At 34.7% G+C, this 12,522-nt stretch carries 13 protein-coding genes; 4 read left to right on the forward strand and 9 right to left on the reverse strand.

What is annotated here, in order from left to right; translation table 11 throughout:
* Positions 1 to 682: 682 nt before the first annotated feature.
* Positions 683 to 1,438: a hypothetical protein gene (locus FTU34_RS16535; protein WP_180112654.1), complete on the reverse strand. Its 756-nt coding sequence runs from the start codon at positions 1,436 to 1,438 to the stop codon at positions 683 to 685.
* Positions 1,439 to 1,818: 380 nt separating this feature from the next.
* Here FTU34_RS16535 and FTU34_RS16540 point away from each other — a divergent pair, with 380 nt between their 5' ends.
* Positions 1,819 to 2,943 carry a MobA/MobL family protein gene (locus FTU34_RS16540; RefSeq protein WP_373686517.1) on the forward strand — a complete coding sequence of 375 codons (1,125 nt, stop codon included), beginning with the start codon at positions 1,819 to 1,821 and terminating at the stop codon, positions 2,941 to 2,943.
* On the opposite strand, the gene FTU34_RS16545 is transcribed toward FTU34_RS16540, so the two are convergent.
* The 4 genes from FTU34_RS16545 to FTU34_RS16560 all read right to left on the reverse strand — a co-directional run bounded on the left by FTU34_RS16545 (position 2,927) and on the right by FTU34_RS16560 (position 5,941).
* Positions 2,927 to 3,160 carry a hypothetical protein gene (locus tag FTU34_RS16545; RefSeq protein ID WP_249733010.1) on the reverse strand — a complete coding sequence of 78 codons (234 nt, stop codon included), beginning with the start codon at positions 3,158 to 3,160 and terminating at the stop codon, positions 2,927 to 2,929. The two genes, FTU34_RS16540 and FTU34_RS16545, sit on opposite strands and share 17 nt — an antisense overlap.
* 372 nt (positions 3,161 to 3,532) lie before the next feature.
* Positions 3,533 to 4,429 (reverse strand): tetratricopeptide repeat protein, encoded by an 897-nt coding sequence (locus FTU34_RS16550; RefSeq protein WP_180036193.1) that lies wholly within the window; start codon positions 4,427 to 4,429, stop codon positions 3,533 to 3,535.
* A 14-nt stretch (positions 4,430 to 4,443) separates the two neighbouring features.
* Positions 4,444 to 5,523, reverse strand: a complete 1,080-nt coding sequence (locus tag FTU34_RS16555) for a LysM domain-containing protein (RefSeq protein ID WP_180036194.1) — start codon at positions 5,521 to 5,523, stop codon at positions 4,444 to 4,446.
* 4 nt (positions 5,524 to 5,527) lie between these two features.
* On the reverse strand, positions 5,528 to 5,941 hold the full coding sequence (locus FTU34_RS16560) for a hypothetical protein (protein ID WP_180036195.1): 414 nt from the start codon (positions 5,939 to 5,941) through the stop codon (positions 5,528 to 5,530).
* A gap of 56 nt (positions 5,942 to 5,997) precedes the next feature.
* On the opposite strand from FTU34_RS16560, the gene FTU34_RS16565 reads away from it, so the two are divergent.
* Complete coding sequence (locus tag FTU34_RS16565; protein WP_180036196.1) at positions 5,998 to 6,687, forward strand: hypothetical protein; 690 nt, start codon at positions 5,998 to 6,000, stop codon at positions 6,685 to 6,687.
* 501 nt (positions 6,688 to 7,188) lie between these two features.
* A complete protein-coding gene (locus tag FTU34_RS16570; protein ID WP_180036197.1) occupies positions 7,189 to 7,503 on the forward strand; it encodes a hypothetical protein in 315 nt (104 codons plus the stop codon).
* Positions 7,504 to 8,073: 570 nt separating this feature from the next.
* Here the strand turns inward: FTU34_RS16570 and FTU34_RS16575 are convergent.
* Positions 8,074 to 8,427, reverse strand: coding sequence for a hypothetical protein (locus FTU34_RS16575; protein WP_180036198.1), 354 nt, complete (start codon positions 8,425 to 8,427; stop codon positions 8,074 to 8,076).
* Between the two features lie 146 nt (positions 8,428 to 8,573).
* Entirely contained in the window at positions 8,574 to 9,215 is a 642-nt protein-coding gene (locus FTU34_RS16580) for a TetR/AcrR family transcriptional regulator C-terminal domain-containing protein (protein ID WP_004787586.1), read from the reverse strand.
* Between the two features lie 65 nt (positions 9,216 to 9,280).
* On the opposite strand from FTU34_RS16580, the gene tet(39) reads away from it, so the two are divergent.
* Positions 9,281 to 10,468 (forward strand): tetracycline efflux MFS transporter Tet(39), encoded by a 1,188-nt coding sequence (tet(39), locus tag FTU34_RS16585; RefSeq protein WP_180036199.1) that lies wholly within the window; start codon positions 9,281 to 9,283, stop codon positions 10,466 to 10,468.
* 231 nt (positions 10,469 to 10,699) lie between these two features.
* Here tet(39) and FTU34_RS16590 read toward each other — a convergent pair whose 3' ends face one another.
* Together FTU34_RS16590 and repM are read right to left on the reverse strand one after the other, a co-directional pair.
* Entirely contained in the window at positions 10,700 to 11,239 is a 540-nt protein-coding gene (locus FTU34_RS16590; protein WP_180036200.1) for a plasmid replication DNA-binding protein, read from the reverse strand.
* 78 nt (positions 11,240 to 11,317) lie between these two features.
* Positions 11,318 to 12,232 carry a replication initiation protein RepM gene (gene repM, locus FTU34_RS16595; RefSeq protein WP_180036201.1) on the reverse strand — a complete coding sequence of 305 codons (915 nt, stop codon included), beginning with the start codon at positions 12,230 to 12,232 and terminating at the stop codon, positions 11,318 to 11,320.
* Positions 12,233 to 12,522 lie beyond the last annotated feature (290 nt).

Below are 12,522 nucleotides of genomic sequence, written 5' to 3' on the forward strand. Positions count from 1 at the left end.
GATTGTTTTAAGAGCAAACTTAATATTAAAGAAGTAAAAGGTCGACAAACCTAGTTTTAAGGTCGACAAACCTAGTTTTAAGGGTCGACAAACCTAGTTTTAAGGGTCGACAAACCTAGTTTTAAGGGTCGACAAACCTAGTTTAATAGAACCTGTAAAGCTTTTAAATAAAGGCTTTCAGGACATCTAAAAGCATTTAAAAACATTAAAAATAATTAAAAGCCCAGGGAGTGAAAAAATTGCCCTATGTTTTCGCTACGCTCAAACTCTATTGAATCTCGCTTTCGCTCGATTCGTTGGGGCAATTTTTTAGTTAATTCTTTCTTGAATTCTAAAAATCAAAAGCAAGAATGAATTCGCTTCGCTCATAAAGCTTTTTTACTCGCTTTCGCTCGATCTAGAATCTAATTTTTACATGTGATTTACGCTTTATTAGGCTCTACAGCCTAAAAAGCTGTTTTTCAGAAAGTCAAAGCGCGAATTTTAGTGGTTCGCTCGTAGACACTCGCTCTATAGATACCTTTTAGGTATTTAATTTGAATTTTAAGGATATTTCTTAGTTTATAAATTAAGGATTCATATTAGGTAAAGCGTAAAAGGGCCTATTTCGCATTTTTAGCCCTGATTACATTTTTTATTAGGGATGGGTAGGATTAAGCCAAAAACAGGCTGTAATCGCATTTTATGGCTTTCCATGGTGCTTTTGGATGAGTACTTTGTGAAACTCTTGCCCATTGATTTTATAGGTTGGCAAATCTTCAACCATACGCTGGAATAATTTTGTTTCTTCCTTGAGGTCTTCGGTGTTGTTTTGGATCTCTTTATAGATTGTGGTTTCTTTAATGGCTCTTTCCCAAATAATGCTCTGTAGGAGGGCATCTTTGAGTAGGGGAATATCGCTGTGTTGGATCTGAAGATCGAGGTCTTTATAAAGCGATTGAACTACACCTCCTATCGCGTATTTGAGTTGGTTTTCTGCATTGCGTTTTTTCTGGGCTTCTGTCAGTTCCTTGTGACTTTTCTGCAAAATTTCACGTTTGTGTTCATTCTCCAGCCGGATTCGATTGTCTAGGGCGGCTTTTTCAATTTTCTGATAAGACTCTAGGGCGCGATCCAGGCGGAAAAAATTATTTTGATCCATTGTTTGATTGAGTAAGGTCAGAATTTCAATTTCGTTGGCCAAGAGGGGCTGTTGGTTTTTGTCCTTCAGTTTGATTTGTTCAATGAGTGCCTGTCTTGTTAGGAACTGGTTTTTCTCTCGATCGACTGTTTTGAACAGGCTGAGTTGTTTGTCATTGAATCTGCCATTGGATTGCTGAAGTAGGGTCAAAGCCTGTTGTTGTTTTTTCTTGAGAAAGGGAAGTTTCTCCAGGAATTTCTGCAATGTCGTGAGGTCATTTGGGGTGAGTATTTTCGCAGGTCTTCCACGGGCCGCCATCGCATTCTCCAGCATAAAATGGGTGAGGTTTTTGTATTTTCAGTTTAGCATAGGCCGGCACGGGAAGAATTAAATAAAATGTGGGAACATTTTATTTAATTCTTGAGCTCGTTTCCGTGTTTTTAATTTGATATAATTACTACGCAATTATATCGAATTAAAAACACTTCTCCTCGTGCTCCGCAGGCTCTGCGAGGCTCCGTGAATTTGAAGGTGGGATTATGTTCTATTGCAACCTGGAACACACAAGCAAAAAGGCCGTGAAAACCCGATCGGGGAAAGTAAAAAATGCTGCCACGGCCAAGAACCGGTTTCACTACATTACCCGGACTTCGCACTTTAAAAATTATAAAGAAAGTGCCTCAGAACAGATCGAGTTTGTGAGATCCGGCAATCTGCCAAATTTTGCTGAAGGAAAGCCGGCTGAGTTTTGGGACGCTGCAGATATTTATGAACGTAGTAATGGCCGTACCTGTTCCAGTTTGGTGGTGGCCTTGCCCAAAGAGTTGAATCAGGCACAGCGGATTGAATTGGCCGAGGCGTTTATTGCTGAGTTCGCAGACCGCTATAGCTATCCCTTTACCTGTGCCATTCATAATCATGTTGGATCGTTGGGTGGGCAAGAGCAACCGCATTTGCATTTTATGTATAGTGAACGACATGTTGATGGCATCGACCGGACCGCAGAACAGTTTTTTAAGCGTTATAACCCAAAGGATCCACAGAAAGGTGGGGCGCAGAAGCTGACAGCTGATGTGTTAGGTATGGGAAAGGCGCAGTTACAGCTGTATCGGCAGAAGACTGAAGAGCTGATTAATGACAGTCTCATGCGTTATGCCCCGACCAAGATGGTGGAAATCAAGGGAATTCAGGTGGAAGTTCCTAGCTTGGTCAGCTGTTTATCCAACAAGGAGTACAACAAGAAGCATGGCACACAGCTGAAGGATGTTCCTGTGATGAATAAGGCCGTCCGCTTTGCGCGTGAGAAAGAGCCGGAATTAGTGGCCAAGCGTGAAGAGATGGTTGCAACAATTAACCAGCTACGTGCTGAAAATTATTATGAGTTGTATTGCTCATTTTACGAGGCTGAATTAAAAAATCGTCAAGAGATTGAAGAATTGAGCACGCAAGCTGAAACACCACGGACACGGCAGCGTTGGTATGCTCAAGAAAAATTATTGTTTTTACAACAAAAAATGCAGCAAGCCTTATTGCAAGATCATCAAACGACCGAACCTTTTAGGCTGATTCAGCATGATTTACAGACTTATATCGATCTTTTGAATACCGAATCCTTCGATCGACTTGAGAAATTTGAATACTTAAGTGATCTGGGCCAACGGTTAAAGAATTCAGTTATTCAGATAGCCTCTATTGATGAAGAATTGGCATTCATGCAGCGGCAGATCATCGAACGTGTGCCTTTGCAAATGAGAGACAAGGCAGTAACCCCTGACAAAATAAGGAATCATGATCAGGATAATGATTTTAGTTCTGGTTTTTAGGCAGATTGTTTAAGGCGCGCCATTGCATCAGCAGAACAGCCTCTTCATCTTCCAGTGTAGTTTCTCCAGACTGGATCCGTTCAAAGCGTTCCCAGGATCTTTTTTTATGGGCCCTTTTTTCTTTGGGACTCATGCCGAAGGTCGTAATCGATTGAGCTGTTGCCCAATCCTTGCGATCCATTTTTTTGAGATGCTCACTTGTACTGAATTTTTTCATGGAAATACTTCTGATAGGGACTTAACCGAATTATTTGATCTTTAATTCCTTAACGTGACAGAACCTGATATTGCAACTGCCAAGCTGAATGCAGAACTTTCTCTTGTATTGTAAAAGATAATTCGACTTCTAGATTTTTTTAGCTTCGATAAAAACAAGATAATAATTATAAATCAATACTTTAGATGATTAGTGATGAATTTTAGATTCTATTTTTTTAAGCGTCTAGCCTAAAATTCATTACTATCCAACTTTATTTAGATCAATTACTTATGTAGTGAGCTAAAAGAATATAATTAGGGCCTATAGAGAAATTTCATATAAGAGATTCATATTAAATACCTTAGAATCTGAAATTTTAATTAAAAAAAACTAATTAACATCGGGGGTTTTTAATTCATCTAATTTATCTTTAGCTATATCTAGCCCCATTTCATAAGCTAACTCATAATATCTGTATGCTTTATTTAGATCTTTCTCAACATCATTACCTTTTTCATATAAAGCTCCTAAATTATAGGCAGCTCTAGGATCATTTTGATCTAAAGATTTCTTATACCACTTTATTGATTCTGTAATGGATTTTTCTACAACCTCACCTTTTGAATACATAACAGCAACGTTAAATTGTGATGGAGCATAATTAGCTTCAGCTGCTTTTAAAGAATAATAAAAGTATTTCTTTTTATCTATAGGTCCATTCCAACCATTTAAGTAGCAGTTTGCAACGTTTGACTCTCCTAGATAATATCCAAAATCTGCAGACTTTTTAAAATATTCACATGCTTTGAGCTTATCGCTAGATACAAATGATCCATTAAAATACATCAACCCAAGTGAGTTTATTGCTTCAGGAATATTTTTTTGCATTGCCTTTTCATAATATTTGTAGGCCAATTCATCATTTTTTGATACTCCTTGTCCTCTATAATAAAGATTACCAATATTATTTTCTGCTATTCCATTGCCCTGATTTGATGATTTTATATACCAATTAAGAGCTGTTTCAGGGTCTTCTATTTGTTCAAGATAACCATTTTCATAAATCACTCCTAGTAAATTTTGAGAAGCTGCGTCTCCATCGTTAGCATTTTTTTCTATCATTTCAAATAAATTCTTTTGTTGAATTTTATTGCCATTTTCAACAATACTCTTAAATTCTTGAAGTTGAATAGTAGATATACTACTTTTTGGGATAGAGCTTTCTACTTTTGCTTCGCAACCAGTGAATAAAAAAATAGTACATAAAGTTAAATGAGTAATTTTCATATTTTCGTCCGAATTCAATTCAAAGGGATAACAAAAGTATAGCTAAGATTATGTTGTATATTAAAACCGCCACCTAAACCAGTTTCAGCACCGGCCATTGGTGTTGTTCCTTCAGAAAAGTTGCCTTTAGCTAGTTGTTCTGGTGTCAAACCTGTACCACCCACAACAGAGCCGCCTAAAAGAAAATATGCATTTGCATTTACACTATAACCAAAACCCTTTAAATCATCTAAACTAGTGGCTTCACTAATTACATATCCTCCTTCAAGACTAATGGAGGGGGTTCCTTGTACTCCAGAAATACCAGGAGCTACAAATATTCCCCATTTCCCTTTAGGTGTCCTTGCTACACCAATTTGTATGCTGCCACCAACACCAATGACTGCAGCGATTGCCCCTGAAAGATTAAGATACATAAGTTGAGTTCCTTTAGGATCTTTTTCTATTTTTATTAGAACTTTAGAATTATTCTTAGAAATTTGGAACTTTTCCTTTATATACAATTTATATTTTTTTTGGTCATTTAATTCATTTCTTTTAGCATCAATTTCATCTTTAATAATAATAACCTGACCTGGTTTTAAGAAATTTATATCTATATTCTTATTTCTTAATTTTATATCATTAATTGTAACACCATGCTGTTTTGCTATTTTTTCTAAATTTTCTCCAGGCTTAACTATATGCTTAATAATACTAGGATATAGATAAATATTTTGATCTAATTTTTTATTTAATACTCTATTTCGTCTTTCATAACTACCTTCCATTTCTTGTTTTGGAAAGGTATGAGTATTTATGATAATTGATGGTACATTTACAATAATAGTTTTTAAGTCATTTTTTCCCATTCTTTTGTTATAAGAAAAATAACCAATTTCAGTCCATTTGTCATAGGATGAAGGGAAACCTTTTACTTCAAAAACTAATCTTTCTAAGCCAACTATTGTGCTACCTTTTCCTTTCCCTTTTTTAGAAACTGATTTAACTAGTAGGCTTTTCGTACTCCCTTTATCTATTTGACTGAAAACTTGATAGGCCAATCCATCAACTGGATCTCCTTTTCTATCTTTGAAAAAAATTTGAAATTTCATTATGTCAGTCTTCTTTATTAATATTGCTTTCTATATCACTTTCATCAGTAATTGACCATTCATAAGCTGGGTCATCAATCACAACTTGTATTTTTTCTTTTGCATTATTTAAGCTTACAAAGCGTTCTGTTCTACCATTTTCATCTAGATTTCCAACCTTATAAGTTTCTTGTTCTGGAAGAAAAGCACGATATTTAACTTGAGAAAAATCGTAATCTTGGAATATGTCAAAAACATCTATACGATTTGTAAAAGAATAACTTTCTTTATTCATAATTAAATTACTTAGATTAGGCAAAATTGTTTGAATTTTAGACCCCTTATTAAAAAGGTGTTGCCCAGCTTTTGCCTCAAATTTTGCAGGTGTGATAATTTTAATACCATTTTTATTTATAATGATCTGAGAACCGCCGGCCATATATTTACCTTTTGATATTTTTAACAAAATATTGATAATTAAGAATTTTTTAAAAAATGACATTCATTATCGCTGTTCAGCTCAATGATAGCATCCTTATTGCAGCAGATAATAAGGAAGTTATAGTAAAAGAAGATCAAATAAATGATCTAATGGAACATTCTACTTCAAAACTTTATTCATGGAGTAATGGAATTATTACTGGTACAGGCGAAAGTTATGTAATCAATCGTGCTATAAAGTTATTTACAGAAATCTCTCAATCTAAATTAAAATATTTACCTCAATGTTTAGATATATCTAGACAAATACGAGAGTTAGAAGTTGGAAAGGACTGTTTTCAGATTGAAAACACTAAATTACTTTGTTCTAGTTATAGCAAACATGGTGCACAACTTTATAAAATTGAACGTTTTGCTCTATCACAACCTTATACATTCACAGCTATTGAACCGATGGATATCACGGTATGGATGTTTGACCCCAATATTGAATTGATCTCCACAGATCTACAGAATCTTTATACTGATTTAAAGGACTATGCAGCATTTTCTAGTCAAGCAGAATGGATTAATTATTATATCAACCGTCTAGCTCCGATCTATCAAAAGCAAAGCCAGCAAGATTCACTGATGAGTCAGAGCTTTGATTTCTTTTTTCAAACGAAGAATGAATACATTATTGGTCATGTACCAAATACTCAAAATTCAGCCATAGAATTTAAAGAAATTTCTTATAATTTTTAGCTTATTTAACATAATAGAGGTTATACGAAATGATTTTTAAAATATCTTTGTTTTTCATATAGTTAAAAATTTTTCATCCCCCTAAAAAACCACAAAAAACCGACTTGGAAACAAGTCGGTTTCTTTTTGAGCAATTTTGATACTTCTTGCCAATAAAATTGATTAAAAAATATTCATTTTTGCGTTTTTCCTGATTTCTCAAGCAATGTGGTTCCGTTAATTAATTTAGCCTTTTTAAGGCTACTTTTGCATAGAAAATATTCTGGATAGGTTCTTAGATTCATATCTGGAAATTCTATTTTTCATGGCGAAAATATACAGATCTGTATATTTTTTTATTGAAGTATACGTCAAAATTGAAATATAATGTGATTATTGCAACAAAATTGCTGGTGATTGGCCTTACTTAAGGTTAAGAATTCCGCGCCCCAATTTCTCTTCCCCAAGAGAAATTGGTTTTTTAAATTTTAATTATATCAATAACTTTGAGTAGAATTTAAAATGAAAATTTATGAAATGATCTTTCATAAAGGAGCTTATGAGAAAACACAGTTATTTTATAAAGTAAACAATAAAAGTTCACGAAAGCATTTTATTGAACAAATAAAATTAGAAATTGATACTGAGTTGAATGATTTTAAAAATAACTATGACTCACATCACAAAAAAGACTTATTATCATTATTTAATATTGTTCACAAAGAAAGTCATCTTCATATTAATACTATGGCTAAAGATTTTATACGCAACTCAAATGCAGAAATTGACCAACATGTTTTCTTAGAAATAAAAGAGCATGATGTTTTAAGTATTTAACATAAAATCTCTTATACGAATTAGTATTATATAAAGTTCAAGCAATATTAGATAATGCGAAAACTTTTTCAAAATCTCCAATAATTATGAGAACTCTATCTTCTTTCACACTTATTACATGCATTCTTGCTGCTCTGATCAATCTAAGCTCTTATTTTTTTCATTTTGCATTCTCTTTCATACTTTGTATCTTCTTAATTTTTCCTCTCTTTGTTGTAGCTATCACCGTCTTCTCTGAAAAATTAGAGATTAATTTTAATGCTCTTTCCATCATCCTATTTATCTACGCAATTGCAACATTCTTTATAACTACAGGGCTATTGGATAACTTTAATGTCGAAAAAGATGGATTAAAGTATGTCTTAAACAATCGTGGAACTTTTATTCGTGAGGCAACTATTGAAGAATATCGTTTATATAAAAGTCGATCTTCTCGATTAGTGAGTGCATATTTAATGTTCTTTTTCCAAATCTTATACATAACTCTCAAATCCTCAACTCCTCAATTGCTCTCTCAAGTGAATGAAAAACAATAGACAATAAAAAAGCCCGACATCCTGTCGGGCTTTTTTATTGCTTATATTTTCCATTTAACCAAAGCATAGAAACCAAATATGGGGGAATAAAAAGCATCAGGTATATCAAGGCGATTGCTCCTGCTGTAATAATTCCAAATGAATCTCGACTATACATAAAATTGGAAACTAGGCAGATCAAAGTACTGATTACACCTCCTAAAAATATGACCTCAAGTTTTTTTAAGCCAAATTTTAAAAAGATATATGGATATATAGCTCCCACAAATATAGGAAAACCAAAGTACATTTCTATAGGGATAAATCCATTCCGAGACTCTGTGACAAAATAAAAAAATGTCATTGGACATAAAATTAGTATAGAAATTACAAAGGTTTTGAGGATCATAGATAGCTCAATGTTTATTATTTTAGATAAAGATACTGAACTTCAAAGATAACTCATAAAAGATTTCGCATAACCTCTATTATGTTAAATAATTAAGGATAAAAGCTTTATTACTAAATAGAACAGTTGCTTAAAGCAGTATAGAGTTAAGTTTGCATTTTAATATCAAGTTGTCTTTCAGCACCGATAATCACCATACGAATCCCATTTTCAAAAATGTCATCCGCATTCATATTTTGTAAGGTATTCACTCCTTGGAGCATGAGTGGATATATAGTTGGATCGGCTTCGAATGGTGGGTCTGATCTTATTTCTTCTTGCTGCTCCTCAAGGACCCACCCAACAATAAACCTTCCTAATGTCATAAGTAATGCAACTGCTTCAACAGGAGAAAACCCAGCATGAGATAACAGCGCAACTTGGGCCTCAATCGTGTTGAAATGTCCTTGACTGGGGCTAGTTCTTGCATGTAGACGAGCACCATCACGGTAAGCTAGTAGTGCTCGACGAAAGCTTACAGAATTAGCGAGCAACCAATCTTGCCATGTCATCCCATCGATGGGTAAAGAAACTAAATGGTGTTCATTTATAATGGTTTCCGCCATTGCTTCCATTAACAAGGATTTATTCTTGAAATGCCAATATAGAGTTGGAGATTTAATACCCAATCGTTGAGCTAGCTTGCGTGTGGTTATTGAATCTATGCCTTCTTCATTCAACATATCCAATGCGGTACGCAGGACTATTTCACGTGTCAGACGTTGAGGTGCAATATCTTTTTTACTCATAAATCTATCACTGATAGGGAGTGTGTGAGAGAATATTAATTCTATCATTGCTAGAGAAGGCATTTGTGAAGAAATCATTGAGCGTGATTTTAATCACTATATTTCTGGATGCTGTTGGGATTGGTTTAATTATGCCGATCTTGCCTGAATTATTACGGTCATTGGCTGGAGCTGAAGCAGGCGGTGTTCACTATGGTGCTTTATTAGCTGTGTATGCTCTGATGCAGTTCATTTTTGCACCTATCCTTGGAGCGTTGAGTGACCGATTTGGACGTCGACCTGTATTAATTATTTCAATTGCTGGTGCAACGGCTGATTATCTCCTAATGGCTGCTGCTCCTTCTCTATTGTGGCTATATATTGGTCGTATTTTTGCGGGAATTACAGGTGCCAACATGGCTGTTGCAACAGCTTATGTTTCAGATATTACTCCAGCCCATGAGCGTGCAAAAAGGTTTGGTCTCCTTGGAGCTGTCTTTGGTATTGGGTTTATATCGGGTCCGGTAATAGGTGGAGTTTTGGGTGAATGGAACTTACATGCACCGTTCTTTGCTGCTGCTTTTATGAATGGGATTAATTTAATAATGACAGCAGTCTTATTAAAAGAATCAAAACACAGCAATAAAATGACTGAGAAGGTTCAGGAGCAATCAATATTAAAGAAATTATCCTATTTGATCACTCAACCTAATATGGCTCCATTGCTTGGTATCTTTTTAATTATCACATTGGTTTCACAAGTCCCCGCAACTTTATGGGTTATCTATGGGCAGGATCGTTATGGCTGGAGTATATTTATTGCAGGTGTTTCCCTTGCTAGTTATGGAATATGCCATTCTATTGCACAGGCTTTTGCTATCGCCCCTATGGTAAAGAGGTTTGGAGAGAAAAATACGTTGTTATGTGGAATAGCTTGCGATGCAATTGGTTTACTTCTTTTATCTATTGCTGTTGAAGAATGGGTGCCTTTTGCGTTGTTACCATTGTTTGCCCTTGGTGGAGTAGCCGTTCCTGCTTTGCAAGCAATGATGTCCAGAGGTATTAGTGATGAAAGACAAGGTGAATTACAAGGGCTATTAAGCAGTTTTAATAGTCTGGGGGCTATAATTGGTCCTGTATTAGTTACTAGCCTCTATTTTATGACTCAGGCATCAGCTCCTGGAATGGTATGGGCATTAGCTGCAATACTTTATGTAATCACCCTACCCTTATTGCTTAAGTATCGCCTGAATAAATATTCTGGAGTTCCATAAAATATTTAATTTATTGGTTTAAAAACTAATGGATTCTATAGTTTATCTAAAATTAACATAATACACCTTATACGAAATGCTTGAATTTTTCTTATAAGCATCAATATCTTAACTAAAGCCGTTCCAGTAAACAGCGCACTGGAACGGCTTTTTTGTGATTATTCACGTTCCACGCTTAATAAACGAACAATGTTCCACGGTTTTAATTAGCCCAGGTAATCAATTCAACCTCTAGTCATCACTTAAAACAGCATGTAGAACTCGACCGAATAAACCTCGTTTTTTAGGTTGTCGTTCGATATGCGTAGGCACTGGACTGTGCTCATTTTCTGTTTGCTCCGGAGTAGTCAATCCGTCATGTTTAGCTTCTGCTGTGTCTAGTTCTGGATCTGTTTTGGCCATGCTGTGTTGCACTGGTTCTTGATCGGTAAACGTAGTCATATTAGGTTTTGGGGCTTCTAATAGGCGTTGCATCGTTTCAATTTGGTTTTGATAGAAAGATTCCCGATCTTTGGCATCATCAAGCTGATTTTTTAGCATGTCTATTTGTTGTCTAAGCAGTAAAACTTCTGCTGAATTTGGACTGTCTATTTTTACAGATTCTTTTACATCCTGTTTTTTAACTGGTTCCCCAAAAACGCGTATGGCTTCTGCTAGATCAATCTTATTATCAGAATTTTTACTTAAAATTCCTTTCTTTATGTTGTTGTAAATTGTCTGTCTATTAATATTGTAAAGCTTGGAAAGCTCAAGAACTGTAAGGCTCTTCATGATGTAAAGTTATGCCTAATCTTGTCAAAAGTTGATGTCTATTAGACTGTCTAATAGACAAATGATCAAGCCCGATTTTTATGCAGCTTTAAAACCTACTTTTTCAAGGAATGGAATAAATTCCTTTACTTTTTCTGAATCTTTGAGCATCTCAGCAAGCCTTACAGCAAATTCAGGATAGCTTTCAGTTCCTTGAGAATAGTTGCTACTTACTTCTGAGAGTTCTGATAGTTTGTTAGCAAACAAGTGACGTTGTGCATCAGTTAATTTAGGGAAATCAACCTTTGTATTTTGTATTTTAGTTTTTTTCTGGGTTAGTTTAAAAGAAAATCCTGAAATGATTCGACCTGTTTTATGTTGTTCGTATTTAGCAGTTATATCTGTTAGCTCATTAACTTGTTTAATAGCAAAATCTAGAACATAACTTTTGAAGTTACTCATAGTCTTATACTGATTAACTTCAACGCCTAGTTGCTGTCTAAATGTTTGTAAATCAAAAACAGGAGTCTTTCCTGCGGATCTCCATTGAATTAACAATTCATACAAACGAATTGCATAAGTACTGGTTAATTTAGCGACTTGCTGTAATTCATACTTAGTAAAGTTTTCTTCTAAGCGAGTAATAAGAGGAACTATGTCTTGAGTGAAGCGTAAAAAAACAATCCCTGAATTTGGTTCATAACCAATTTTATCTACCCAACGACAGTGAAAACTGCGGTCTTTCCCCGTTTTAGGGCTAATGTCATGATAAGTGACATAACGGTCAAATAAACTTTTAGATGCATCTCTCAGAACTTTATAAGCAGTATGTTTTTCAACATTAAAAGTATTTATATAACTACTTGCATGAACTTCAAGGAGGCTATTTTCTGTAATCCCATGTCCAGTTTCTCTGGCTTCTGCTATCGCTAGTAAAATTAAGCGTTGTTCTACCGTATCAAGTGTATAACTTGCTTGAACTAAAGCATTGTCTTTAACAATTAATTTTGACATTTCTCTATTTATTATCTTAACAACTAGGTCGTAAGATAGACTATTCAAATTGTTTTGGCAATTCTCTTTTTACTAGGTCGATAAACCTAGTTTTAATACCCTTTAAGACTAATATAATTTCACCACCTTTAAAGGCTTTTAGGCTAATAAACCTTAGTTTAGTGATTGTTTTAAGAGCAAACTTAATATTAAAGAAGTAAAAGGTCGACAAACCTAGTTTTAAGGTCGACAAACCTAGTTTTAAGGGTCGACAAACCTAGTTTTAAGGGTCGACAAACCTAGTTTTAAGG

This window comes from Acinetobacter sp. YH12094, assembly GCF_013419295.1.
GTDB classification, from domain to species: domain Bacteria; phylum Pseudomonadota; class Gammaproteobacteria; order Pseudomonadales; family Moraxellaceae; genus Acinetobacter; species Acinetobacter amyesii.

Bases quoted from the DNA above. Each gene is read 5' to 3' on its own strand.
- FTU34_RS16570 (WP_180036197.1), top strand. From the start codon at position 7,189: ATGAAAATTTATGAAATGATCTTTCATAAAGGAGCTTATGAGAAAACA.
- repM (WP_180036201.1), bottom strand. From the start codon at position 12,232: ATGTCAAAATTAATTGTTAAAGACAATGCTTTAGTTCAAGCAAGTTAT.
- FTU34_RS16550 (WP_180036193.1), bottom strand. From the start codon at position 4,429: ATGAAAATTACTCATTTAACTTTATGTACTATTTTTTTATTCACTGGT.
- FTU34_RS16555 (WP_180036194.1), bottom strand. From the start codon at position 5,523: ATGAAATTTCAAATTTTTTTCAAAGATAGAAAAGGAGATCCAGTTGAT.
- FTU34_RS16565 (WP_180036196.1), top strand. From the start codon at position 5,998: ATGACATTCATTATCGCTGTTCAGCTCAATGATAGCATCCTTATTGCA.
- FTU34_RS16560 (WP_180036195.1), bottom strand. From the start codon at position 5,941: ATGGCCGGCGGTTCTCAGATCATTATAAATAAAAATGGTATTAAAATT.
- FTU34_RS16545 (WP_249733010.1), bottom strand. From the start codon at position 3,160: ATGAAAAAATTCAGTACAAGTGAGCATCTCAAAAAAATGGATCGCAAG.
- FTU34_RS16580 (WP_004787586.1), bottom strand. From the start codon at position 9,215: ATGAGTAAAAAAGATATTGCACCTCAACGTCTGACACGTGAAATAGTC.
- FTU34_RS16575 (WP_180036198.1), bottom strand. From the start codon at position 8,427: ATGATCCTCAAAACCTTTGTAATTTCTATACTAATTTTATGTCCAATG.
- FTU34_RS16535 (WP_180112654.1), bottom strand. From the start codon at position 1,438: ATGGCGGCCCGTGGAAGACCTGCGAAAATACTCACCCCAAATGACCTC.
- FTU34_RS16590 (WP_180036200.1), bottom strand. From the start codon at position 11,239: ATGAAGAGCCTTACAGTTCTTGAGCTTTCCAAGCTTTACAATATTAAT.